Source organism: Paraburkholderia sediminicola, from assembly GCF_046027355.1.
In the GTDB taxonomy this organism is placed as follows: Bacteria; Pseudomonadota; Gammaproteobacteria; order Burkholderiales; family Burkholderiaceae; genus Paraburkholderia; species Paraburkholderia sediminicola_B.
Genome location: NZ_JAQQEK010000001.1, coordinates 217687 through 241788 on the forward strand (window position 1 = coordinate 217687; position 24102 = coordinate 241788).

Annotated in this window: 21 protein-coding genes and 1 pseudogene; 17 read left to right on the plus strand and 5 right to left on the minus strand. The window is 60.2% G+C overall.

All coding sequences use genetic code 11. From position 1 onward, the window contains the following. Positions 1-56 precede the first annotated feature (56 nt). The 12 genes from PQR42_RS01015 to PQR42_RS01070 all read left to right on the plus strand — a co-directional run bounded on the left by PQR42_RS01015 (position 57) and on the right by PQR42_RS01070 (position 13138). Positions 57-1925, plus strand: coding sequence for an amidohydrolase (locus PQR42_RS01015; protein WP_408209607.1), 1869 nt, complete (start codon positions 57-59; stop codon positions 1923-1925). Between the two features lie 39 nt (positions 1926-1964). After that, on the plus strand, positions 1965-3434 hold the full coding sequence (locus tag PQR42_RS01020) for a mechanosensitive ion channel domain-containing protein (protein ID WP_408384885.1): 1470 nt from the start codon (positions 1965-1967) through the stop codon (positions 3432-3434). 142 nt (positions 3435-3576) lie between these two features. Next, entirely contained in the window at positions 3577-4398 is an 822-nt protein-coding gene (locus PQR42_RS01025; protein ID WP_408384882.1) for an alpha/beta fold hydrolase, read from the plus strand. Positions 4399-4476: 78 nt separating this feature from the next. Then, on the plus strand, positions 4477-5118 hold the full coding sequence (locus tag PQR42_RS01030; RefSeq protein ID WP_408385162.1) for an HD domain-containing protein: 642 nt from the start codon (positions 4477-4479) through the stop codon (positions 5116-5118). A 104-nt stretch (positions 5119-5222) separates the two neighbouring features. Further along, entirely contained in the window at positions 5223-5474 is a 252-nt protein-coding gene (locus PQR42_RS01035) for a DUF1427 family protein (protein WP_408384880.1), read from the plus strand. Between the two features lie 39 nt (positions 5475-5513). Continuing rightward, positions 5514-6200, plus strand: coding sequence for a YoaK family protein (locus PQR42_RS01040; protein WP_408209593.1), 687 nt, complete (start codon positions 5514-5516; stop codon positions 6198-6200). Positions 6201-6302: 102 nt separating this feature from the next. Next, entirely contained in the window at positions 6303-7253 is a 951-nt protein-coding gene (locus tag PQR42_RS01045; protein WP_408493538.1) for a VOC family protein, read from the plus strand. Continuing rightward, positions 7243-8775, plus strand: a complete 1533-nt coding sequence (locus PQR42_RS01050) for an alginate export family protein (RefSeq protein WP_408384878.1) — start codon at positions 7243-7245, stop codon at positions 8773-8775. Before PQR42_RS01045 ends, PQR42_RS01050 begins: the two co-directional genes overlap by 11 nt. A gap of 53 nt (positions 8776-8828) precedes the next feature. Next, positions 8829-10559, plus strand: coding sequence for an FAD-dependent oxidoreductase (locus tag PQR42_RS01055; protein WP_408384876.1), 1731 nt, complete (start codon positions 8829-8831; stop codon positions 10557-10559). Between the two features lie 77 nt (positions 10560-10636). Further along, positions 10637-11626: an MBL fold metallo-hydrolase gene (locus PQR42_RS01060; RefSeq protein ID WP_408493539.1), complete on the plus strand. Its 990-nt coding sequence runs from the start codon at positions 10637-10639 to the stop codon at positions 11624-11626. 44 nt (positions 11627-11670) lie between these two features. After that, the gene (locus PQR42_RS01065) at positions 11671-12549 is read left to right on the plus strand and encodes an alpha/beta fold hydrolase (protein WP_408209579.1); all 879 of its coding nucleotides are present in this window, start codon (positions 11671-11673) and stop codon (positions 12547-12549) included. A 187-nt stretch (positions 12550-12736) separates the two neighbouring features. Continuing rightward, the gene (locus tag PQR42_RS01070) at positions 12737-13138 is read left to right on the plus strand and encodes a DUF3331 domain-containing protein (RefSeq protein ID WP_408384872.1); all 402 of its coding nucleotides are present in this window, start codon (positions 12737-12739) and stop codon (positions 13136-13138) included. A gap of 128 nt (positions 13139-13266) precedes the next feature. On the opposite strand, the gene PQR42_RS01075 is transcribed toward PQR42_RS01070, so the two are convergent. Next, complete coding sequence (locus PQR42_RS01075) at positions 13267-14208, minus strand: AEC family transporter (protein ID WP_408384870.1); 942 nt, start codon at positions 14206-14208, stop codon at positions 13267-13269. 312 nt (positions 14209-14520) lie between these two features. On the opposite strand from PQR42_RS01075, the gene PQR42_RS01080 reads away from it, so the two are divergent. Further along, the gene (locus PQR42_RS01080; protein WP_408384867.1) at positions 14521-17547 is read left to right on the plus strand and encodes an ATP-binding protein; all 3027 of its coding nucleotides are present in this window, start codon (positions 14521-14523) and stop codon (positions 17545-17547) included. Between the two features lie 7 nt (positions 17548-17554). Here the strand turns inward: PQR42_RS01080 and PQR42_RS01085 are convergent. Both PQR42_RS01085 and PQR42_RS01090 read right to left on the minus strand, forming a co-directional pair. Then, positions 17555-18121: pseudogene (locus PQR42_RS01085) on the minus strand (LysR substrate-binding domain-containing protein); the annotation flags it as partial. A 143-nt stretch (positions 18122-18264) separates the two neighbouring features. Beyond that, entirely contained in the window at positions 18265-18579 is a 315-nt protein-coding gene (locus tag PQR42_RS01090) for an efflux RND transporter periplasmic adaptor subunit (RefSeq protein WP_408209567.1), read from the minus strand. Between the two features lie 14 nt (positions 18580-18593). On the opposite strand from PQR42_RS01090, the gene PQR42_RS01095 reads away from it, so the two are divergent. Further along, entirely contained in the window at positions 18594-18764 is a 171-nt protein-coding gene (locus PQR42_RS01095) for a hypothetical protein (RefSeq protein ID WP_408209564.1), read from the plus strand. Between the two features lie 624 nt (positions 18765-19388). Here the strand turns inward: PQR42_RS01095 and PQR42_RS01100 are convergent. Beyond that, positions 19389-20312, minus strand: coding sequence for a LysR substrate-binding domain-containing protein (locus PQR42_RS01100; protein ID WP_408385160.1), 924 nt, complete (start codon positions 20310-20312; stop codon positions 19389-19391). Between the two features lie 265 nt (positions 20313-20577). Between PQR42_RS01100 and PQR42_RS01105 the strand changes: the two genes are divergently transcribed. Then, positions 20578-22152 carry an ATP-binding protein gene (locus PQR42_RS01105; RefSeq protein WP_408384865.1) on the plus strand — a complete coding sequence of 525 codons (1575 nt, stop codon included), beginning with the start codon at positions 20578-20580 and terminating at the stop codon, positions 22150-22152. Between the two features lie 322 nt (positions 22153-22474). Then, positions 22475-22747, plus strand: coding sequence for a DUF1488 family protein (locus tag PQR42_RS01110; RefSeq protein ID WP_408384864.1), 273 nt, complete (start codon positions 22475-22477; stop codon positions 22745-22747). Here PQR42_RS01110 and PQR42_RS01115 read toward each other — a convergent pair. Continuing rightward, complete coding sequence (locus PQR42_RS01115) at positions 22744-23061, minus strand: hypothetical protein (RefSeq protein ID WP_408384862.1); 318 nt, start codon at positions 23059-23061, stop codon at positions 22744-22746. The genes PQR42_RS01110 and PQR42_RS01115 overlap by 4 nt on opposite strands. A 61-nt stretch (positions 23062-23122) precedes the next feature. On the opposite strand from PQR42_RS01115, the gene PQR42_RS01120 reads away from it, so the two are divergent. After that, positions 23123-24040 carry a LysR family transcriptional regulator gene (locus PQR42_RS01120; RefSeq protein ID WP_408209553.1) on the plus strand — a complete coding sequence of 306 codons (918 nt, stop codon included), beginning with the start codon at positions 23123-23125 and terminating at the stop codon, positions 24038-24040. Positions 24041-24102: the final 62 nt, after the last annotated feature.

Genomic DNA, 24102 nt, shown 5'->3' on the forward strand with positions numbered 1-24102 from the left:
GTTTCCCATGAATAGCTCCGCGCGTGAAAAGCGGAGCGCTCCCTATGAGGATCGCCATGACTTCCAATACTTCCGCGCCGACGCCGGCCGAAGTTGTCTTCTTTAATGGCAAGATTGCCACCCAGGACGACAAGCGCTCTTTTGCCGATGCGCTCGCCGTCGCGAACGGCCGCATTATCGCGTCGGGATCTCGCGACGCCGTGATGCGGCACGTGAACGACAACACGCGGCAGGTCGATCTGAAAGGCCGCACGGTCATTCCCGGTCTGAACGACTCCCACCTGCACATCATCCGCGGCGGGTTGAACTTCAATATGGAGTTGCGCTGGGACGGTGTGCCCTCGCTGGCGGACGCACTGGACATGCTGAAAAAGCAGGTGGCACGCACGCCGGCGCCGCAATGGGTCCGCGTGGTGGGCGGCTGGAACGAATTCCAGTTCGCCGAGCGCCGCGGACCGACGCTCGAAGAAATCAACGCGATCGCGCCGGATACGCCGGTGTTCATCCTGCATCTGTACGACAGCGCGCTTCTGAATGCAGCGGCATTGCGCGCGGTCGGCTATACGAAAGACACGCCCAATCCTCCGGGCGGCGAGATCCAGCGCGATAAGCGCGGCAATCCGACGGGCATGCTCATTGCACGTCCGAACGCCGGGCTCCTGTACGCCACGCTGGCGAAAGGTCCGAAGCTTGCGCTGGAGGATCAGCGCAATTCCACGCGCCACTTCATGCGTGAGCTGAACCGGCTCGGTGTGACGAGCGCGATCGACGCAGGCGGCGGTTACCAGGCCTATCCGGACGACTACGCCGTCATTATGGATCTGGCGAAGCATAGTGAACTGACCGTGCGTATTGCGTACAACCTGTTCACGCAGAATGCAAAAAAGGAAATCGAGGATTTCGCGAAGTGGGTGAAGGTGACGAAGCCCGGCGAAGGTGACGATTTCCTGCGCGTGAACGGCGCCGGCGAAATGTTGGTGTTTTCGGCCGCCGACTTCGAAGACTTTCTCGAGCCGCGGCCGGATCTGCCGGACACGCTCGAAGAGGAACTGGAAGCCGTCGTCCGGCTGCTGGTGGCAAACCGCTGGCCGTTCCGTCTGCATGCGACCTACAACGAATCGATCGAGCGCTTCCTGAATGTATTCGAACGCGTGAACGCCGACATTCCGTTCAACGGGCTGCGCTGGTTCTTCGATCACTGCGAGACCATCACGCAACAGAATATCGACCGGGTGCGCGCGCTCGGCGGCGGCATTGCGATCCAGCACCGGATGGCCTTTCAGGGCGAGTACTTCATCCAGCAATATGGTGAAGAGGCCGTGAAACGCACCCCGCCCATTCGTCACATGCTGGATGCCGGGCTGCCCGTTGGCGCGGGGACGGACGCGACGCGCGTCGCGAGCTTCAACCCGTTCGTCTCGCTGTACTGGATGGTGTCAGGCAAGACGGTCGGCGGCACCGCGATGTATTCCAGCGAGAACCGTCTGGACCGGATGGAAGCGCTTCGCCGCTACACGGTGGGCAGCGCATGGTTCTCGAACGAGGATGACCGTAAAGGCGCGCTGGTTCCGGGCCAGTTCGCGGATTTTGCGGTGCTCAGCGAAGACTACTTTACCGTCGACGAGAGCCGCATCAAGTTCCTGACCTCGGCGATGACGGTGGTGGGCGGCAAGGTCGTGTATGCCGATGACGAATTCGCGCCGCTCGCGCCGCCTGACCTGCCGGTCAGCCCGTCGTGGTCGCCGGTCGCGGAATTCGGCGGCTATAGCCGTTACAAACCGACGGCGGTGGCGTGCGTGGATGGCTGTGTGAATCTGTGCGGCGTGCATGCTCATGCGCATGGTTGGGCATGGCGTAAAAACGTGCCTGTCAGCGATTCCAACGGCTTCTGGGGCGCGTTGGGTTGTAGCTGTTTCGCGTTCTGACATCCATAGGTTGGTGCCACCAGACCAGCGAGGACCACCATGCCGACCCTGACTGACGGAGTGTTGTTTGGCATAGGCATACTGGTTCTCGATTTCCTCGCCTGGCGTTTCATGGACCGCACGAGCGAGCAGGTGCGTCTGGCGTTCCGGGCGCTCCTGTTTGGTTTGTCGACCTACGTGCTGTTCAGTTCTGGCATGAATCCGCTGCGCGCGGCGCCCTGGGAATCCGAGCCGCTGCGCCATCTGCTCGCGCAAGTGCTGGAGGTGGTGTGGTGGCTACAGGGCGCGCGCCTCGTGACCGTCATGCTGGATCGTGCCGTGCTACCCGAGACGTGGCACAAGGAGCGTCTGTTTCAGGATGTGCTCGGCGCGCTTGTCTTTCTGGCTGCAGCGGTCGGAGCTATTGCTTTTGTGTTGCAACTGCCTGTGCGCGGCCTGCTCGCAACCTCCGGGGCGCTCGCGGTCGTGCTGGGCCTTGCGATTCAGAGCACGCTCAACGACGTGTTTTCCGGTGTGGTCCTGAACGCTACTCAGCCCTTTCACATTGGAGATTGGGTCACGATCGGCGATGTCGAAGGGAAAGTCATTGAGAGCAACTGGCGCGCGACCAGTCTGCTGAACGGGCGGGGCAACATCGTCGTGATCCCCAATAGCGTGGCGGCGCGCACCAATATCGTCAACGCGAATAAACCGGCGCATACACACGGTATCAGTGTGGTGCTACCGGTCAAACCATCGATCCGGCCGGCAATCGTGCTGGAGGCGCTCGCCAACGCTGCCGCCAGCTCAGAAAATGTCTTGAGCGAGCCTAAGCCGCTCGTGAGTGTGCGCCGTGCCACGAGCGACTCGATCGAGTACGAGATCGTCTGCTACGTCGACGCACTGAGCAAAAAGACCGATGTGCGCAACGAACTGTTCGATCTCGCGTACCGGCATCTGGTCTCGCGTGGAGTCGTGTTGTATCCCTTGTCCGTACCCGAGCCGGCTACCGACGCGGCAGATCAGAGGCACCGATTGCTTCGCAACGTCATGATCTTCAAGACACTCGAGGACGACGAAGTACTGGAGCTTAACGCGAAGCTGACGCAGCACGAATTCGATGTAGCCGAGACCATTTACGCCGCGGCCGATGAGAACGGCCACGAGCTTCATATTCTCGCGCAAGGCGTCGCAAAAGTGAGCGTACCGAAGGATGGCGGTGAGATCGAACTGCGGAGGCTGGTGCCTGGCGATTCGATAGGACAGTCAGGCATTCTGGCCGGCGTCAGGACGGATGTGATCGTTCGAGCGCTGACTCGCGCCACCGTTTTCCGGCTGGACAAGGTCGCATTGACGCCGATTCTCGCGCGACGCCCCGAAGTGGCCACGGAGATGTGCCGTTTGCTTTCGGAACATCACGCAACCGAAAAAATGCTGCTTGAATCGCCGGCGAATGTGGACGAGACGTCAGGCGGTTTGCTGCAATGGATTCGCGACGGCGTACGGCGATTCCATGAACTCACGATTTGAGCCGACACACAGGACCGCGGCGCTTCTTAAGGGTTTTTAAGAATCCGACAAAGTCTTTAATTGATTTATTCGCTACGCTGTTTCGAACAGTTGCTAAGCGTTCCGCCGAATCGATCCAACACCATTGACCATGGAGTCTCACGTGAGTACTTTCACCACATCCGACGGCACCCAGCTTTACTACAAGGACTGGGGCACGGGCCAGCCGATTGTTCTGAGCCATGGTTGGCCGTTGAACGCCGACATGTGGGAATACCAGATGAAGTTTCTCGCCGACAACGGTTTTCGTGTCATCGCCTATGATCGCCGCGGCTTTGGACGTTCCGCGCAGCCGTGGTCGGGATATGACTACGACACGTTTGCCGCCGACGTCAATGAGTTGATCGAGGCGCTCGATCTCAGGGACGTGATTCTCGGCGGGTTTTCGATGGGTGGTGGCGAAGTGGCACGTTATATCGGCCGCTTCGGCACGCGGCGCATCGCGAAGGCAATTCTGCTCAGCGCCGTGACGCCTTTGATGATTCGCCGGGAGGATCATCCGGAAGGAATGGACCCGGCCATCTTCGACGGCATTCGTGCGGGACTGCTGAACGACCGGCCCAAATTCCTCGACGACTTCGGCCCGCTCTTCATGGGCAGCGATCAGGAAGGCTCGAACGTAACGAAGCAGATGCTCGACTGGACTTTGTCGCTGGGGCTTCAGGGCGGCCTGAAAGGAACCTACGACTGCGTGGCAGCTTTCTCCGAGACCGACTTCAGGCCGGACCTTGCGAAATTCGATGTACCCACGTTGGTGGTGCACGGTGACGGGGACGCAGTCGTGAACTTCGACGTAACCGGAAAGGCAGCTGCCGCGCTGATCAAGGACGCGAAGCTGCTGGTCTATGAGGGCGCACCGCATGCGCTTTACTTCTCGCACAAAGACCGGCTCAACCAGGATCTCCTGGACTTCGCACAGGCTTAGGCGTCGCCCGGTTGCGATGCCCGTCCGGCACCCGGGTTGATGCTTGCCGGACGGGGATGTCTGACACGGAGGAGTGACATGAAGAAAATCATTGCGGGAGTCGAGATTCCCGACAGTGTGATGGCCCGGGCAGCAACCGATCAGATCCGGGGCACGGAGTGTGAGTTGATGTTCCATCATGCGCTAAGGGCTTTTCTGTTCGGCGCGCTGACTGGGTATCGCGGCAAGCTGACTTTCGACGCCGAGCTGCTTTACGTCGGCACGATGTTTCACAACGTTGGTTTGAACGTGCAGCACTGGAGCTCTCCGTACCGGTTTGAGGTGGATGGCGCGAATGCAGCGCGTGAATTCCTGCGCCAACATGGTGCCACTGAGTCCGCGATAGGTCAGGTATGGGAGGCGATCGCGCTACATACGACGCCGGGTATTCCTGAGCATATGTCGCCGCTCGTCGCGCTGATCTGCGCCGGGGTGCAGATGGATGTACGCGGCGCCCGCTTCGACGAATTCACTGCACAACAGCGCGACGAAATCGTGCAAGCCTATCCCCGCGAATCCGGTTTCAAGAAGAAGATGATCGAAGCCTATGCGCGCGGCATGGTGCATCGTCCGGAGACGACGTTCGGCACGGTGAACGCTGATGTGCTGGATCGGTGGGACCCGAACTATCGCAGGTTGAATTTCTGCGGCCTGGTGCTTGGATCGGACTGGCCGAATTGAACTGGGGTGACGTGAAGTACTGGCGCCTGCCTTTGCGGTGGGTACGAATAGCAGATGCTAACGGCGTGCGCGACGAAGTAGCAGTTATCAAAAGGACAATCAGCATGGGCTACATCATTTCATTGGGAGTCGGCTTCGCAGTCGGGCTCCTCTATTGGCTACTCAAGGTGCAGTCGCCGGCGCCACCGCTGATCGCACTGGCCGGGCTGCTCGGCATGGTGTTGGGTGAGCACGCCATACCGGTCGTCAAGGCGCAGCTTTTCGCGCAGACGCGGACGGTCGAGGTCGCCGGGCCTATGAAGAGTACCGCGGCGCAAAAGCCGATGACGCCGGGCGCGACGAAAGAGGGCGGCTGATGTCGCCGGCGCGTGCCTTTTGCTTTCGGGGGATGGTTCGTGAATAAACACGAAGACACGATTCTTGCGCTGATAGCGGGCTACGTTGACACCGTCGGGTTCGTTGCGTTGTTCGGACTCTTCACCGCGCATGTGACGGGCAACTTCGTACTGATCGGCGCGGGAGTTGCCGGCGTGGGGCAGGGTGTGCTGCTAAAGCTGCTCGCGTTTCCGTCTTTTGTAGTCGGCATCGCGCTGAGTAGCGTGATTTTCAAGTTTCTGGAGCGGAATCATTCGGCGGACGCTGCGAGCGCCTTGTATCTGCTTCAGGCAATGCTGCTCGTTTCCTTCCTTGTAACAGGCTTGATCGCGACACCAATCGAGGCACCGAATGCATCGATGGTGCTGGTGTGCGGCGTACTGGGAACAATGGCGATGGGCGTGCAGAACGCGCGTGGCAGGTTGCTGCAAGTAACGGGATTGCCGAACACGGTGATGACCGGAAACGTGACGCAGATCGTGCTCGACGTGATCGAACTGATACATAGGGGCGCCGCTGGCGGGCATGGGCAACAGGTTCGAGGGCGCCTCAACTCGACGTTGGCGGCAATGTGCGGCTTTGCCGTCGGCGCGATCGGCGGCGCGCTGGCATACGTCAATTTTTCGTTTCTCGCGATTGCATTGCCGGTAGCCGTTTTGCTGTTTCTTGCCTGGAAGAGAAGGGCGATGGCGGACTTAAGCGGATAGCTTGCCGCGAATACATCGCTTCGAAGGCACCCGCCAGACACCAGACATGGCCTCGAACAGAGGTTGGTCGTTCAAACATTGCTAACACTCATGGATAATCAAATGTTCAAGTCGCTTCATCGGTTCTGTCCAGTCGCAATTCTCTCCGCCGCGCTACTGATTGGATTGACTTCTGTTTCGTCCGCCTTCGCCGATGCGGGCCCGCCGGAAGTGCCGACCGGAAAAACCGCGCTCTCCGCGAAAGGGCCCAACGTATCGGTTGGTCCGCAGTACGACACCACGCACGTGTATGTCGCCTCGGCCGATCTAGATGCGTTCGTCACCAGCTTCCTTGCCACGGTCGGTGGCAAAGCGTCCCCGCGCGCTGTTTTCACGGTCACGCCCACGCCGAGCAAGACTGCGTCGCAGTATGTGCAGACTCCGGTCGGCATGCTTTCGGTGTTCGGCTTCGAAACGCCGATTCCGTACCCGTTCGGCAATGAACGAACCGGCTATCTGGTCACCGATATCGATCAGGCGGTGAAGGCTGCGCGAGCTTCGGGTGCGGACGTTCTCGTCGATTCGTTCGATGATCCAATCGGCAAGGACGCGGTTATTCAATGGCCGGGCGGCTTGACGATGCAATTGTATTGGCACACGAAGGCGCCTAACTACGCACCGTTGCATAGCGTGCCGGACAACCGTGTGTACGTGTCGCGCTATGAAGCAAACAACTTCGTGCGCCGGTGGCTGCACTTTTCGCATGGCAAGGTGGTCTCGGACAATCCGCGCGCGGACGCGGGCGTGATTGGCCGGCCGGGCGAAACGATCCGGGAGATCCGCATCGACTCGGGGTTTGGCCGGATGGTGGTGTTTGTCACGGACGGCAAGCTGCCGTTCCCGTTCGGGCGTGAAACGACTGGCTATGGCGTTGACGATGTAGCCCAGACGCTCCAGCGCGCACAAGCGGCTGGCGCGAACGTGCTGTATGAGCCGTACAGCAGCGGATCAGGCAAGACGGGCATGGTTGAATTCCCAGGCGGGTACATCGCCGAAGTGCACGATGGCCAGTAAAGAGACCGCACTGACGCCGCTGCAGGTACGTAGGCACCCGCGGCGGTGCGCGGCGCTGCGGGCCGCTCGTGCTTTGCTGCTCAGCACCGGCCTGGCAGCCGCGCTGCCCGCTGCGGCGGCGGATACCGCGATCGGCGGTGCCGACGATACCTCCTCCACGGGCGGCGCAGTCGCTGCGTCGGCTCCGGCAGCCGACGCGAGTGCTTCGTGCGCGCGTCCCGCGGTGATGTTCAACCGCTGGCAGGAAAACTGGTCGGCGCTGGCCAATCCGTGCGTACCGAAACGGCCTTTCGATTCGCTGAAGTACATTCCGCTGTTCGGCAATCCCGACGCGTATATCTCACTGGGCATGGTCCTGCGCGAGCGGCTGGAAATGAACGATGCGCCGCTGTTCGGTCTCGGCTCGGGGCACGACGACACGTACCTGCTGCAACGGCTGGAAGTTCACGCTGACGTCCACCTCGGCCCCCACGTGCAAATCTTTACGCAACTTGAGGACGCGCGCCCCTACGGCAAGGATAGTGTTACGCCTGTCGATAAGAATCCGCTCGATTTGCGCCAGGCATTTGTGGCTATCACCGAGCCACTTGGGCCCGGCACCTTCAAGTTCCGGGTTGGGCGGCAGGAGATGGCATTCGACTTGCAACGATTCATCTCGGTTCGTGATGGCCCGAATGTGCGTCAGGCATTCGACGCAATCTGGGCCGACTATGAAACAGGTCCGTGGCGTTGGATCGCCTACGCGACACAGCCGGTTCAGTATCGTGACAACACAGATTTCGATGATGTCTCCAATCGCGACCTGACCTTCAGTGGCGTGCGCGTGGAGCGCAAAGATGTCGGGCCGGGCGATGTGTCCGCGTACTACTCCCGCTACAACCGCAACAACGCGCATTTTCTCGACGCGACCGGCAACGAGCACCGTGACGTATTCGATGCCCGCTATGCCGGCAATGTCGATCACATTGACTGGGATGTCGAGGCGATGTATCAGTCGGGCCATGTCGGCAGCAAGACGATCGGTGCATGGGCGGTGGGTTCGCTCGCCGGGTACACGCTGGCGTCAGTGCCGTGGACGCCGCGTATTGGCATCCAGGTGGATGCGGCATCTGGCGACAGCCATCCAGGAGATGGCCGCATCGGTACATTCAATGCGTTATTTCCGAATGGCTACTACTTCGCACTGGCCGGCTATACCGGCTACACGAACCTGATCCACATCAAGCCCACGCTCATCCTCAAGCCAAACAGCAAGCTGACACTGTTGGCCGGCGTGGGCCTTCAGTGGCGCGAGACCACTGCGGACGCCGTGTATGGGCAAGGTGCCGCGGTCGTGCCGGGAACGGCGGGGCACGGCAGTTCCTGGACAGGTTTCTATACGCAGCTTCGCGCCGACTGGGCGGTCACCGCCAATCTCGCTGCGGCGCTCGAAGCCGTGCATTTCCAGGTCGGACCGTCGCTGCGTGATTTGGGCGCCCGCAACGCCGACTACGTTGGCGCTGAAATGAAATTCAGCTGGTAGACACGGTATTCGCGTGCCGTCATCAGCTTGACGTCTTGGATGAGGTCGAAAGTATGAGCACCCCGGATTTTTCTGACGACGCCGTCACGCCGTCGGAACTCGAGATTCCGTTTTCTTCGCTGGAATATCGTCAGCACCAGATGTTCCCCCGTCTTTCGGCTGCGGAGATTCGAAGCCTGCGACGCTTCGCCAAGCCGATGTTGTTCAAGGCCGGCGAACTGATCTTCGAAACAGGTCAGGTGGCGCTGGGTCTGTTCGTTTTGTTGCATGGGCGCGTGCGGATCTATTCGCGTGACAGTTTCGGGCGATCGACGCTCGTTACTGAGCATGATGACGGCCATTTCATGGCCGAAATGGCGCAACTGTCCGGCAAGCCCGCGTTAATCGACGGCGTGGCGTTGACGGATGCCGAGACGCTCGTGCTCGAGCCGGAACGGTTGCGGGCACTGATCGTCGCCGATGCTCAGTTGGGCGAGCACATCATGCGCGCGCTGATCCTACGGCGGCTTGGATTGATCGAGCAAGGACTGGGGCCGATCATTGTCGGCAATGGCGATGACGCGCGGCTTGTCAGGCTTCAGGGGTTCCTGCGCCGCAACGCATACCCCGCAATGGTGATCGACGCGCGTAGCGATCCTGAAGCGATCACGCTGCTGGGCGGGATGACGACCGGCCCCGACGATTTTCCGCTTGTCTTCTGCCCGAACGGTTACGTGCTGCGCGCGCCGGACGAAGCGCAGCTCGCGTCGTGCCTCGGACTGGTGCCGACATTCGAGCAATCGCATATTTATGACGTCGCTATCGTCGGCGCCGGACCGGCCGGGCTCGCTGCGTCCGTCTATGCGGCCACGGAAGGTTTGTCGGTCGCCGTTTTCGACCAGCGCGCCCCCGGCGGTCAGGCCGGCGCCAGCTCGCGGATCGAAAACTATCTGGGTTTTCCCACTGGCATTTCGGGCCAGGCACTCGCCGCCCGGGCATTTCAGCAGGCGTTGAAATTCGGCGCCCATCTGGCCATTCCCGGTATGGTCAAGGACGTGAGCCGTCAGGACGGAATCTTTCTGTTGGCGCTTCTTGATGGACAACGGATCAGTGCCCGGACGGTCGTGGTCGCCAGTGGCGCCGCTTATCGGAGACCGACGGTGCCGGGTTTCGAGCGTTTTGAAGGACGTGGCACGTACTACTGGGCGTCGACGATCGAAGCCAGGCTCGTGAAAGGGCAGGACATCGTGCTGATAGGCGGGGGCAACTCCGCCGGACAGGCGGTCGTATTTCTCGCCAATTTCGCGCGCAGCATCCGCGTGCTGATTCGCGGCAAGGACCTGTGCACAAGCATGTCGAAATATCTGATCGACCGGATCGGCTCGTTACCCAACGTCACGCTTTGCACCGGTTGCACATTGCGATCCCTCGACGGCGACGAAGCCGGACTCACGCATGTTCATATTCGCCGTGAAGACGATGATTGGGACGAAGTGGTGGCGTCGCGTCATCTGTTCCTCTTCATCGGCGCGGACCCGAAGACGGATTGGCTCGCTTCGAGTGGCGTGGAGCTCGACAACAGGGGTTTTGTCGTCACCGGGTTCGCACGCAGCGTGCAGGGTCTGTCCGATACAAGCGAGCGATACCCGCTCGAAACCAGCGTGCCCGGCATGTTTGCCGTCGGCGACGTGCGCTCGGAATCCGCGAAACGGGTGGCCTCGGCTGTGGGAGACGGTGCGGCGGTTGTGAGCCAGATCCATGCTTACCTGAGCCAGCTGACAACAACGTCGGCTCACGATGTTTAATAAAAATTAGCAACTGCGTGGAACGTGTCGACGCTATGCTTTTTTGCATATAAACGGCAAATGACGGGGAACGAACGATGAAACGGAGTCAGAGCAAATGGGCAGTCCATGTCAACGCATGGTGTGTAGTTGTCTTGAGTATCTTTGCGTGTGTGTGGTCTGACACAGCGCTTGCCGCTGCGCCTCAGGTCAAAACGCAGGGGCCGGGTTTTTACCGGATCATGCTCGGCGGCTTTGAAGTGACAGCGCTGCTCGACGGCACGCACCCGTTTCCGATCGATACCGTGGTTGAAGATGTACCGAAGGCTGAAATCGTGCGTGACCTGCAGCGCGATTTTCTGCAAACGCCCGTTCAAGGCTCGATCAACGCGTTTCTGATCAACACCGGTTCGAAGCTGATTCTTATCGACACCGGCGCAGGCGTGCTCTATGGAGACTGTTGCGGAAAACTGCTCGCGAACTTGCGCTCGGCGGGCTATCAACCCGAGCAGGTCGATGAGGTGTTGCTGACGCATCTGCACAAGGATCACGTCGGTGGCGTCATTTCGAACGGCGCCATGACGTTCCCGAACGCGGTCGTACGGACAAGCCAGATTGAAGCCGACTACTGGTTGAATCCGGCCAACAAGTCGAAGGCACCCGCCTTCCTCAGCACATTCTTCGACGCTGCAATCGCATCCGTCGCGCCCTACGTCGCGGCCGGCCGGTTCAAGCCGTTCAGCGGCGATGTCGAACTCGATCCGGGCATTCGCACGATCGCATTGCCCGGTCATACGCCGGGTCACACCGGGTTTCTCGTGGAGAGCGAGTCGCAGGATCTGCTGGTGTGGGGCGACATCGTTCATGTGGCGTCGATCCAGTTGCAGAACCCGAGGGCATCGGTCGAATACGACACCGACGCGGCCGCGGCGCAGCGCTCGCGCCACTACGCATTCGAGCTTGCGGCGAAAAAACATTATCTCGTCGGCGCAGCGCATATCGCTTTTCCGGGACTGGGACACATCAGGGCGAACGGCACCACCTATGACTGGGTGCCGGTCAATTACGAAGCCGCGCCCGGTCAATGACCCCGGCATCAACTTCACCTTTCACCACTTCCAGGGAACGAAAAATGGCAACTGAAGCGACGGTGATCACTCACCACACGCTGCGTGCAAACGGCATCCGGCAGCATTTCCTCGATGCCGGTAAGGGCCCGGTCGTCGTGCTCCTGCACGGCTTCCCCGAGACGAGCTTTGCCTGGCGTTATCAGATTCCGGTGCTGGCCCAGCACTATCGGGTCATCGCGCCGGACCTGCGGGGCTATGGCGAAACCGACAAGCCCGGTTCCGGCTACGACAAGCGGAACATGGCGATGGATATCATCAGGCTGCTCGACGAACTAGGGATCGGCAAGGTCGCCCTCGTCGGGCACGACCGCGGCGCGCGCGTGGCGACGCGGCTGACCAAGGATCATCCTGAACGGGTCGATCGTCTCGTCGTGATGGATAACGTGCCGACGCGGGTGGTCGCACAAAATATGAATCCGCAAACAGCGCGTGCGTACTGGTTTTTTCTGTTCCATCTGGTCGCGGACCTGCCGGAAACGCTGATCGCGGGTAAGGAAGACGCATGGCTGCATCACTTCTTCGCCGACTGGTGCTACAACCCGCACACGATCGAAGGCGCGGACTTCGATACGTACGTGAAAGCGTACAAGCGGCCTGGCGCAGTGCGAGGCGCAATGTCGGATTATCGCGCGAATTCGGAGGACGTCGCGCAGGATCTGGTCGACGCGGACGTGAAGATTGCGTGCCCGACTATGGCGCTGTGGGGTGAAGACTTCTATGCGGTGGGCGGCATGTTCGACATGAAGGCTGTCTGGGAAGGCATGGCAAACAATCTGCGTGCCGAACCGATCTCGCATTGCGGACATTTGCCCCAGGAGGAGCAGCCGGAACGGGTCAACGAACTGCTGGTGGATTTCCTGCAGGGCTGGACTGGGAGTTGATTGGCCGTCAGACGCTCTGAGGCTACGGCCGCATGATGGGTGACGTTTTAGGTCGCGGTGCGTCATCCGCGGCCAGTTGATCGGGAGAAGCATGATGCATAGCCAAACCCAACTGAAGCAACGCGCTGAGGCTGCTTGGGAAGACGCGCGAGTCCGGCGTGAATCGTGTTGCGCTCCGCGCGAGCAAGTGGCTGCGGTGATGAACGGCAGCCGTGCTCCCGTGTGGGATCATGTGATCGAAGCGCTTCTGGCCGGCTTTCACGATCAAGGTGCGGGTGAAGCGTACCTCACGCGGTCGGTGCGTGGCATCGCTGCGTATGCGCCGTCGCCGCACATACAGGTCGAAGTGATCGAGCGTTTGTCTGTCACGTCGGTCGCGGTTCTCTGGCAGGATGCAACACGCTGCCGCTACGCCGACCAGGTGTGGATCAGTTGCCGCGCCCGGAAAAAAGGGCGCTGTGCGCTGAGCGGGGCGGTCATCCACCGCGACGATTTCATCTATAAGCCGAGGGTGCGCAGCGCGATTCCAGCGAACGCCAACGCGATGATTCTGGCTTCCGTGATCGCGCGAATGCCCTCCATGGCATGAAGGGCGGTTCGCGCTAGATCTTCAGGAGTTTTGCCGCATTGCCGCCGAGAATCAGATTTTTTTGATCCGACGGCAGTGGAAGACGAGTCAGACAAGGGCGTCTGGCCGCAAAACATTGGCAACGCGAGTCAAAGATAGCCGAGCAGGAAGATCGTCCCAGTCAGCGTGACAATCGACAATACGCTCGAGACGACCAGCGTCGTGCCCGATGGGGTGTCCTGTACGCCGTACGACAGGCCGAACAGAATGCCGAACGAACCACATGGAATCGCCGAAAGCAAAATGGCCTGACCGGAAATCGGCTTTGGCAGCGCGAACACCACGACCAGCAAAAATGCGATCAGCGGTTGAATCACATTGCTGAGCGCCACGCCGACCCATACTTCCTTATCTAGCCGGAAGGGTTGTGACGCCAGTATCAACCCGGTCGAAAACAACGCCAGACCCGCTGTCGTGCTTCCAATGATATTGAGCGACTGCACCATGAGCCCCGGCAACTGCCAACCCGCAAGCGAAACCAGCACGCCGAGAAGCGGTGCGATCACGATCGGCTTCACGAACGTCGTGATCAACGCCTTTGCCAGTAGATTCGAGTGCGGGCCGTCGCCATCGCGAGTCTTTGCACGTTCGAGCAGTATCAACCCGGCCGGCGACATCACAACCGAGGCGGTCGTGATTGCAAGCGCGACGGTCAAGTCGCTCGCTTCACCGTAGACGCTATGCAAAAGTGGAAGACCGACCGCGGCAAAGTTCGGCATACCAATGGTGACCGCGCGGACGGCCGCGTTCGACGGTGCTGCCTTGAAAAGAAAACGCGACAACGCGAGCGACACGAAGTACGGCACCAGCATCACCGCCACCAGCAGAAGGATCAGCACGAGGTGGCTGTCGAGGCTCGAGCGCTGCATCTTCGCTGTGTACAGGAACAGCGCGAACGGCAGCGCGTAGTCGACCAGCATGGTGTTGATCGACGACAACGGCATGGCGCCCCGAGTGAGCTTGCCCGCCAGATAGCCCGTTGCCATCGAAAAGAAGAACGGCACCAGCGCGTAAGCGATCTCGTGAATCATCTGTCGTTGCTCGCATGATGGCGTCCCGGTCGGGCGCCGTTGAATGTCGCAATCGGCGGAGGCCACCTCTATCGCGACGGCAAAGTCTATTGACTGGTGCGCATTAAGTCTTTAGCAAAACATGAAACCTTCTTAACGGCGCCGGACGTGCGAGATCGATTCGAGCGCATGCTTAGTTCAAATTTTTTGAACCGTACGTTCAGTTTTTTCCGCGCATGCCATTTCGCCGTTGTTCTAGACTTTGAGAACGCAACACTGAGCGGTCAGTCCTCAGTTTTTCCTATACCCGCTGCGTCTTGGATACTCAGGAAAATGATTCGCATTGGCCCGCTTCAGGTGGACCTCTCCCGTCGGGAGTTGTTTCTCGACGGCCAGACTGTGCGGCTTGGAAGTCGCGCATTCGACATGCTCGCAGTGCTAATTGCTTCAAACGGCGCGCTGGTATCGAAAAACGAACTACTCAAACGCGTCTGGCCGGACACGATCGTTGAAGAGAACAACCTTCAGGTGCATATGTCCGCACTTCGCAAGGTGCTAGGGGAAAGTCGCGGACTGATCCAGACCGTGTCTGGACGAGGCTACCGGCTCGTACAGTCGAGTCCCTCAACGGCCCCTTCCAGCGAGAACATGGCCGATCGTGACGATGAACTCGACAACGTCAATGACTGCATGCAGGACCGGATCGTCTGCAACAACCTGCCGTCCAATTCGTCGGCGCTGATTGGACGGGACAAAGCGATGGAAGACGTCGCGCTGGCGCTGGCTTCGGTCCGTCTCGTGACGCTGATCGGCTCCGGTGGTATCGGCAAGACCCGGCTGGCGATCGAGGTCGCGCGCGGCGTGCAGGCGCGCTTCCCGGACGGTGTCTATCTGATATCGCTCGCTTCGGCCAGTGATGCGAGCAGCGTCCTCGCGATGTTCGCGGCCAGCTTCGGCGTGAATCCGGCATCCGGACCGCATACGCTCGCGCGTGTCAGCAAGGAACTCAGCGAGCGGTGCGCGTTGTTCATATTCGACAATTGCGAACATGTTCTTGGGCCCGCCGCCGAGCTCGCAGAAACGCTATTGGGCGTGAGTGCGGCTATACGTGTTCTCGCGACCAGCCGGGAGCCGCTGCGCGTCGTGGATGAACGCCTCTATTGGGTCGCCCCGTTGCAGGTGCCCGTGCAAGAGGATCAGTGCCAGGACGTACTGCAATGCAGCGCCGTGCAGTTGTTCCTGTCACGCGCGCGCGCAATCGATGCACGTTTTTCATCGGATGAAAGAAGCGTGTATCTGACCGGTACGGTATGTCGCCGGCTCGACGGCATACCGCTGGCAATCGAACTGGCGGCGGCGCGTGCGGCGATACTCGGCATCGAGACGCTGGCAAACCATCTGGACGACCGCTTCAATATGCTGAGCGGCGGCAATCGCACCGCATTGCCGCGCCATCAGACTTTGAAGGCGACGCTTGACTGGAGCCACGCGCTGCTTGACGACGCTGAGCGGGCGACGTTGCGCAGGCTTGGCATCTTCTTCAACAGCTTCACGATGGAGGCAGCGATCGCTGTTGCCGGCGACGGCGCATTGCGCGAGCCCGATGTGATCGCGGCGGTATCCGGGCTGGTCGAAAAATCGCTGGTGGTGACGCGAGTGGAGCGTGGCATAGCCAGCTACCGCCTGCTGGAAACGACGCGTGCGTACGCGATGCAGAAGCTCGAGGATAACGGCGAGCGGCGCCTCGTCACGCTCAATCACGCGTGGTATTTCTCCAGCCTGCTCGACCGCGATTCGTCAAACGGTGCGGACTCTGTGGGCGCTCTCTCTGATCGATGGCATCACCGCATGCGCGAGTTGCTCGACGACTTGCGCGCGGCGCTGGGTTGGGCTCTATCGCCGAAGGGTGACCCCGCGCTCGGCGAAACGCTTGCCGTGAAGGTCGTGTTTCTTCTCTATGAATTATCGCTGGTCGACGAGTGTTGCGCATGGGCACGACGAGTGCTCGATACCGTGGCCGCGACCCATCAGGATTCGCACTCGACCCGGCATTTGCGCGTGCGTATGCAACTGCTGGCGGCACTCGGGGCCGCACGGATCTTTGTCAATGGACCGAACCGGGAAACCATCGGTATCTGGTCCGAAATTCTCGCGTCGGCGATCGCGCTTGGCGACCCGGCGTTTGAAGCCCGTGCGTTGTGGGGCATGTGGAACGTCTGTCAATCGTCCGGCGCGGCGCGTAACGCGTTGGCGTTCGCGAGGCGCTTTGCATCGCTCGCTTCGGAGACGGGCGACACGAGCGGCGCGACCCTCGGATACCGGTTGCTGGGAATCGCGTCGCACTACGCAGGCGATCAGAAGCAGGCACGGTTGTCGCTCGAAAAACTGCTGCAGGACAGCGATAGCCTGCAGCACTGGTTGCCCCTGGGACAGTCCGTCGATCAGCGCATCGTCGGCCGCGCCACGCTCGCGCGCGTGCTGTGGCTGCAAGGTTTCCGCGATCAGGCGCTGAAACTCGCGGAGGATTGCGTGGTCGATGCGTGCAATCAGGAGCAGGCCGTCGTCACATGTTACGTGCTGGTCGAGGCGCTGGTTCCGCTCACGCTGCTCTCCGGCAAGCGGGAACAGGCGGCCCAGGCGATCGCAGTGTTGCAGGAGGTGTCGGCGCGCGCCGGCCTGAGTGTGTCGCAGGCGTGTTGCCGCTGCTTCGATGAATATCTGCGCTCGCTGGACGAGGCGGTGCTGGAACGTTTGCATGCTTTCCGCGCGGCGTTGAACGAGCTGGATTCGCTCGAGTTCGGTGCGCCGCGCGCCATGCTCGCCGGACAATATAGCCTCGCGCTTGGCCGATCGGGACAGCGGGAAGAGGGCATCGCCGCCATCGTGCGTGTGCTGGCGCAGTGTGACGAAGCCGGCGACCATTGGTATGCCGGCGAACTCAGGCGCATGCACGGCGAACTGCTGTTGATGGAGCATGCTGGCTATGCACCATCCGCCGGTGATGCGAGGGACGGGGAGGCGTGCCTGAGCGCGGCGCTCGAAGAATCCCTGATGCAAGGCTGCCGCTCGCTGCAATTGCGCGCCGCGACCAGCCTCGGCCGGTGCTGGCACGCGCAAGGACGAAGCGCGGAAGCCGCGGATCTGTTGAAATCCGCATGCTCGACGCTCACCGAAGGTCTCGATTGGGACGACTTCAAAGCCGCAACCCATTTGCTGAAAATCGCGGCCGCAGCAGGCAAGCCGGCGGACGTCCCGGCAGAAACCCCGCCTGACTTTTGTGACGACGCTGTTGCCGGGCGGACTGCTGCGGCAACCGCGTTCGACGACCCGGCCGCCGAAGCATTCAGGGAACGCGGCTAGACGAGAGTCATCCGTGCAACATCCTCTGTTGCGCAACCTCGTCGATCAGATCCGGCCGGTCCAACTGGTCGACCCACCAACGCAGGGCTTTTCCTGTTTCATCGTCGCGCCAGGCGAGATAGAAATGCGTGACGTCGCGCATGCCGAGTACTTCTTTTCTCACCAGCTCACCCTGGCTCAACGGCTCGGCTGCAAGACATTCCGGAATGATGCCCGCGGCCAGGCCCTTGATCTGTGCGGCGAGCTTGGCTTCGAGCGTCGGTACGGTCAGCACTTCCTGATTGGCGCCGATCGCAATCGTGCGGGGCGCCAGCTTGCGGGACGTATCGCCGATCGCCACCACACGATGGCGCGCGACGATATCAAACGTCAGCGGTTCCGGGATCGAAGCGAGAGGATGATGCGGCGCCACCACGAAGACATGTCGCAGCGAGCCGATCGGGTTCGCAACCAGATGCGGAATGGACGCTGGATCGCCCGCGGCACCGACGATCAGGTCCGCGCGACGAGTCAATAGTGCGTCCCATGAGCCGCTCAGCACTTCCTTCGACAGATGCAGCCGCGTGTCCAGCTGTCACCGCCGTTGACCAACTTGCCTTCGCTGACGAGCTTGCGGCTGATTCTGCCCGACATCGGTGCGCTAATACGCGTGAATGACAAATCCAGCTTCGCTCGCGCCAACGCGCCCTCGGCGCTCGTGACTTCCGCCTGCGCGCTCTACACCGCCTGCCTGCGCTGATCGAACAGGCTCTGCGCGATCGTATCCGTCTTGATCAGGACGCTCGCGCGTTCGAACTCCTGCTGGCTCAGCTTCAGTTGCGAGCGGGCTCTGTCGAGCGCGCCCTCGGCCTGCGTGACCGATGCCTGGAACGGACGTGGATCGATGACGAATAGCAGATCGCTCTTCTTGACGATTGCGCCGTCGCGAAACGCGATTGTTTCGAGGTAGCCGCTGACGCGGGCGCGAATCTCGACGGAGTCGACCGCTTCGAAACGGCCGGTATGGGTGTCGACGTCCTTGACGTCTTCCATCACGGGCTTTGCTTATGACCACGGCGGGCGGCGCCGGGGGCGCCTTGCAGCCGGACTTGCAGCCGGACATCAGCAAGAGCGCGACCGTCGGCAAGGCGGCAAGCGCAGCCGTCATGGCGATCCGCCTGGTCGGGAAATTCCTGTTCATATCGACGTCACTCCATATTTTTCTAGCCATGGGCTAGCTTCAGGCGAAGTATCGTTTTTGGAGGAGACGCGATAAACCGGTGAACCGGCACAAGTTTTTTATCCTGAAGTCAGGAATGGCGGCGTGATTGGAGGCGTGGGCGCGCGAAGCGGCTGCAGTGCGGTGATTGCAAACCCCGCAGCATGGCCCAAACGATCTCATGCGGTGTGTTCTACCACCAGCGCTGTCTACGCTGCTGTTGATGATGCTGCGCAGCGTCATCGCGTCGCATCTGCTAGTGGGCCATCGCTGTGTGGTACGCCGGATCCCACCGTCCGCGAGGTAGAGACCGCGAGGCGCGCCGGTAACAACCGGGCAATTGCCTAGCGCGCCGCTCGCCGATGTCGTTTCGCAGGTGGCATGGCGCGTCTTGCCGGAGACTGCATCAGCCGCAGTGTCGTACGGCTGTAAGCTATCGTGAGCGGACGTGCAACTGCTCTGCTGTCACTAAATCGGCGATCCGTTCGTTTTATCAAATCACCGAAATTGCAGGGCACGACCGCGCTCGCGATTGTTGCAACGGCGAGAGGCCTAACAGAAAAATCGCACCATTCGCAGGTGCCGACGAATCGTACGAATCGTGCCGCGATTCGAACAGCGCACACTCGAGCTGGCTTTACTCTCATTGCGCCCACGACACCGTGTTCCGGGACTGTGTACCAACACCTACGGCGTCAACCAGGTAATCAACGAAGGAAACGATCCGCGAAGACAGGGCCGTATTGCGGTAATAGACAGCATGGATCGTTTGGCGAACATCGCTCGTCTGCCGGGTGAGAATCTGGACGAGCCGTCCGGACTCACGGTCCTGCGCGGTCATGAAGTCCGATAGACAGACTATGCCAACGCCCTGAAGCGCCAGTTGCCGAAGCGTCTCGCCGCTCGAGGAATAAGCGGCCGGTTCGATACGATAAGGCTCACCATCAGCGCCACACAGCGGCCAGACATTGAGCGACTCTGGCTGATTGAAGCCCAGAAGTACATGCTTGCCCAGCTCTTCCGCGTTGCGCGGCTGGCCATGCTTTTCGAGGTAGCCGCGACTCGCGAGAATGCGCATCCGGCTATTTCCTACGAGCCTGCTGTGCAGGGTCGAATCCTTGAGTCGAGCGATTCTGATCGCTACATCGGTACGACTTTCGAGCAGATCAATGATGCGGTCGTTGGTGTTGAGCTCCAGGGTGACATGCGGATAGCGTTCCCGGTAGCCCTGCACAAGTGGCACGATCACATGCAGCATGAATGGTGCCGCGGCGTCGATCCGCAGCCGCCCCGAAGGCATTTCGCGCTGCGCGACCATCAGTTCCTCTGCATTTTCGACGGAGTCGATGATCGCTCGGGCATGCTGAAGAAATACCCGTCCCTCCTCCGTCAACTCGAGTTTGCGCGTGTTTCGGCGCAGCAGTGTCGTTTTCAACTTTTCCTCAAGGCGCCCCAGCAATCGACTTACGGCCGACACCGTCAGGTTTAGATGGCGCGCGGCCGTTGTCATCGAACCCGTATCTACGACGGCTGAAAAGGCCTGAAGCTCGTCCAAGGTGACTTTCATTGTTGAGTTTTTTTCAAAATACTTTCGTTGATGGACCAGTTTTTCGAAAAAGATAAAGCGAGCACACTCGGCACAACATTGTAAGTGCACTTGATCGGGCGATCCTCGCGAGGAGAGCGGCAACGACGGCAGGCCGCGATATTCGGTCCCGGCCGCACGGTGACGGTTGGGCAGGTGCGACATACGCCAACTCCTGCACTCGCCTACGTCAAGCGCGATTGTGATCGACAGACTCCGTTTCACCTCGACCCACGCGAGCATTCACATGGCAGCCTTCGATCGCACTTTAAACCTCGCTACCGGCGTGATGGAACTGGGCCGGTTTCAGGTCGACCTCGGAACGCGGGAGCTGCGCCGAGACGGCGTCGCAATACCCGTTGGGTCCCGTGCCTTCGATATCCTGGCCGTGCTTGTTTCGGCTGGCGGCCGTCTTGTCACCAAAGACGAGTTATTGAGCGTGGTGTGGCCGCAAACGATCGTCGAAGAAAACAACCTCCAGGTCCAGCTGTCGGCCTTGCGCAAAATTCTCGGTCCCGACCGGAATCTTGTCCTCACAGTGCCAGGGCGCGGGTATCAGCTTTGCGTGCGAAAACCGGACGTGGCCCCCACTTCCTGGCTGGGCGGGTCGATGCGAGACGCGCACCGGTTGCCACCGCCGTTGAACATCGCGTTGGTCGGGCGGGAGAGGGCAGTTCAGCGGATTCTCGCGATGCTCGAAAGTTCGCGCCTGGTAACGCTCGTGGGCACCGGGGGGATCGGCAAGACGCGGCTTTCGCTCGAGGTCGCTCGTCGAACTGAACAAGACTCGGCCGAACCCGCGTACTTCGTCGACCTATCGGGCCTGACGACGCGGGACGGAATGCTCGAAGCCATTATGACAGGCTGCGGTCGGCCGACTGGAGACGCTGGGGTCCCAAAGGAAGACGTCGCGTGCGCGCTTTCGAATCTGCGCGGGCTGCTACTTATCGATAATGCTGAACATCTGATCGCGCACGTGGCGGAGATAGTCGATGCCTTGCTCGCTGCAAATAACCACGTGCGCGTCGTCGTGACCAGCAGGGAACGGTTGCGCATATCGCCCGAGCATACATTCAAAGTCGATCCGCTCGATACGCCACCGGCGAGTGCCGCACAAGTCGATATCCTTGCGCATTCCGCGGTCAGGCTGTTCCTGCAGCGTGCAAACGCCATGCAGGTGACCGTGGACGCCGACGGCCAGCAGCTTCAGCTTGTCGGCGAAATTTGCCGACGGCTGGATGGCATACCGCTCGCGATTGAACTGGCGGCTGCCCGCGTTGCTGACCTTGGTCTCGACGGCGCACGGCGTTGTCTGGATGACCGCATGGCGTTTCTCACCGGCGGATATCGTACTGCCCAGCTGCGCCACCAGAGCCTGCGTGCGACCTTTGACTGGAGCCATGCGTTGCTCGGTCATAGCGAACGGACTCTGTTCAGGCGCATTGCGGTATTCGATCGTCTCTTTACGCTAGACGCGCTCGGCGCCGTTGCATGTGACGCGACGCTTTCCCTGGGCAGTGCGATCGCGGGAATCGACGCGCTTGTCGCGAACTCTCTTCTGAATGTCCAAATGGAGGGGCCGCGCGTTCTGTACTGGCTGTACGAATCCACACGCGCGTATGCGCTGCAGAAGCTTTGCGACGAAGGCGAAGTGGAGACGATCACCATGCGATATGAACGCAACATTATTTACCTGCCATCACGGGGTGGTGAAAACCAGCTTGAATCCGAATCTCGCAACGTGCGTCGGCCGTCGCCCGCTGCGGTTTACGATGCGTTGAACCGGGCATCTGCGCAAAATGGCGATTTTGCCCTGAGGTGAGATATTTGGGTCGAGCGGCATTCGCTCGTCTGAGTGCTTGAGTTCGAATGCGGTCTTATACCACCACGGCGCGCAAGGCAGTGCGGTGTCCGAGCGCCGCTACTTTGAATTTCATTCGATCGACATGAACTGTCAAGAAAAAACTCATAATCCACAAACGTCAACGCCAAGTCTATAAAAGCCCGGGGCTCGTGACCACAAGCGCGCACCTTAGTCCGCAGTCTGCGGTGACAATCGCAGCTGGCTGCCACGCGTGTTCTGGTAAATTTGCAAGCGAGCGACAGCAACCCAAAAGTCCACCGGTGAAATCACGAGGAATGGAATGGAAGCTTCTGATTTCGCGCCAACCGTGTCCCCGGACGGAAGTAAAATTGCCTTCCCGTTGTCCGAACGGACCGGCTTTGCTAAGTGTGTAATCTCACGTGAGGCACTTGAAGAGCATTTCTGGCTGCCGCCGGGTGCCGACGAAGTCCGCATGCTCAAAACATTTGCAGATGGCCGCGAACGCATTATTGCGGTCGCGGAAAGAAAAATGCGGGCGCGGCCGCATCAGCCCGTCCGGATCACAGTCGCTGATTTCCTCGGCAAGCGCTAGACCGCCCGCAGACGACGTTTGCGTCGCAAATCGCCGATTTCCCTTGCATGGGCACCGGGGATCGCGAAGAAGAGGACCTTGGAATTGCAAGGTCTTTCAAGCATCAATCGCACGGGAACCCGATCTTTATGGAAGCAGTCGAGTACCGTGAGCGGCACTCCCGCAACAGCATCCAAACGGTGGCAAATTGGCTTAGACTCACGCAGCTTTGCCGGCCTTGCCGATTCAATGGACAGAGGCTTTGCAGCCAAGAATATTTGCTGCCAAGACTGCATCAGTTCTGTCCTGAACAGCACCCGATCGAACTGATGCATGCTTAAGAGTGCGAAAGCGCCGCTGTAAATCGTTAGCAATACCTTGAGGACGTGAGCCCCCATGGCGATAAGCCTTTCGTTTGAAGTTCTTGAGGTTTTGGACGCGATCGACCGCAGCGGCACATTCGCTGAAGCTGCCGAGTCGTTGCATCGCGTCCCTTCGTCGCTCACGTATCTCGTGCAGAAACTGGAAGGCGACATGGATGTCGAGCTTTTTGATCGCAGCGGCAGACGAGCAAAACTCACGCAGGCTGGTCGCTTTCTTGTCAATGAAGGGCGTCAGCTTCTGCAGGCCGCCCGACATCTGGAAGTCAAAACGAAGGGGATACAGGACGGCTGGGAATCTGAGCTGCGAATATGCCTGGATGCGATCTTGCCTTCCGCATCGTTGTGGCCGCATGTCCGTGCCTTCTACGATCTTGAGATGGTTACCCAGTTGCGCCTTTCCACCGAGGTGCTTGGGGGGGTATGGGACGCGCTGGTTACCCAGCGCGCCGACCTGGCCGTGGGCGCATTTGGCGAGCCGCCGCATGCATCCAATATCGCAGCTCGGCCAATCGGCACGCTCCGTCACGTGTTCGTCGTTGCACCAGACCATCCACTCGCCGATTTCCCAGAGCCGTTGGATAGCGGGGCGATCGCAAGATACCGGGGTGTTGTTATAAGTGACACTTCTCGCCAATTGCAACCTCAATCCGTGGCCAAACATGACGGACAGATCGTAATTGTCGTCCCGACACTGGGGGCCAAGGTTGAAGCATTGTGCGAAGGTATCGCTGTCGGAATGCTGCCCGATCGCATAGCGGAAGGGCCGATACGCGAAGGGAAACTCGTGGTGCGACGCGTTGTGGGCGTGCGTGAATACACAAATTGCTACGTGGCCTGGCGCGAAGACAAAATAGGGCGTGCTTTGGAATGGTGGATAACGCAACTAGACAAATCCGATCTGGTTGAACGTTTTTTTGGGGAACTGGGTTAGAGTCCACGTAGGCATTGTCACGTTGGACGAGGTGCGACGCGCTAACGTGAAACCCCGACAGC

What these genes read in the sequence shown, in the direction of transcription:
- PQR42_RS01015 (WP_408209607.1), top strand. Translation starts at nt 57, where the DNA reads ATGACTTCCAATACTTCCGCGCCGACGCCGGCCGAAGTTGTCTTCTTT.
- PQR42_RS01020 (WP_408384885.1), top strand. Translation starts at nt 1,965, where the DNA reads ATGCCGACCCTGACTGACGGAGTGTTGTTTGGCATAGGCATACTGGTT.
- PQR42_RS01030 (WP_408385162.1), top strand. Translation starts at nt 4,477, where the DNA reads ATGAAGAAAATCATTGCGGGAGTCGAGATTCCCGACAGTGTGATGGCC.
- PQR42_RS01035 (WP_408384880.1), top strand. Translation starts at nt 5,223, where the DNA reads ATGGGCTACATCATTTCATTGGGAGTCGGCTTCGCAGTCGGGCTCCTC.
- PQR42_RS01045 (WP_408493538.1), top strand. Translation starts at nt 6,303, where the DNA reads ATGTTCAAGTCGCTTCATCGGTTCTGTCCAGTCGCAATTCTCTCCGCC.
- PQR42_RS01050 (WP_408384878.1), top strand. Translation starts at nt 7,243, where the DNA reads ATGGCCAGTAAAGAGACCGCACTGACGCCGCTGCAGGTACGTAGGCAC.
- PQR42_RS01055 (WP_408384876.1), top strand. Translation starts at nt 8,829, where the DNA reads ATGAGCACCCCGGATTTTTCTGACGACGCCGTCACGCCGTCGGAACTC.
- PQR42_RS01060 (WP_408493539.1), top strand. Translation starts at nt 10,637, where the DNA reads ATGAAACGGAGTCAGAGCAAATGGGCAGTCCATGTCAACGCATGGTGT.
- PQR42_RS01065 (WP_408209579.1), top strand. Translation starts at nt 11,671, where the DNA reads ATGGCAACTGAAGCGACGGTGATCACTCACCACACGCTGCGTGCAAAC.
- PQR42_RS01075 (WP_408384870.1), bottom strand. Translation starts at nt 14,208, where the DNA reads ATGATTCACGAGATCGCTTACGCGCTGGTGCCGTTCTTCTTTTCGATG.
- PQR42_RS01080 (WP_408384867.1), top strand. Translation starts at nt 14,521, where the DNA reads ATGATTCGCATTGGCCCGCTTCAGGTGGACCTCTCCCGTCGGGAGTTG.
- PQR42_RS01090 (WP_408209567.1), bottom strand. Translation starts at nt 18,579, where the DNA reads ATGGAAGACGTCAAGGACGTCGACACCCATACCGGCCGTTTCGAAGCG.
- PQR42_RS01095 (WP_408209564.1), top strand. Translation starts at nt 18,594, where the DNA reads ATGACCACGGCGGGCGGCGCCGGGGGCGCCTTGCAGCCGGACTTGCAG.
- PQR42_RS01100 (WP_408385160.1), bottom strand. Translation starts at nt 20,312, where the DNA reads ATGAAAGTCACCTTGGACGAGCTTCAGGCCTTTTCAGCCGTCGTAGAT.
- PQR42_RS01105 (WP_408384865.1), top strand. Translation starts at nt 20,578, where the DNA reads ATGGCAGCCTTCGATCGCACTTTAAACCTCGCTACCGGCGTGATGGAA.
- PQR42_RS01110 (WP_408384864.1), top strand. Translation starts at nt 22,475, where the DNA reads ATGGAAGCTTCTGATTTCGCGCCAACCGTGTCCCCGGACGGAAGTAAA.
- PQR42_RS01115 (WP_408384862.1), bottom strand. Translation starts at nt 23,061, where the DNA reads ATGCATCAGTTCGATCGGGTGCTGTTCAGGACAGAACTGATGCAGTCT.
- PQR42_RS01120 (WP_408209553.1), top strand. Translation starts at nt 23,123, where the DNA reads ATGGCGATAAGCCTTTCGTTTGAAGTTCTTGAGGTTTTGGACGCGATC.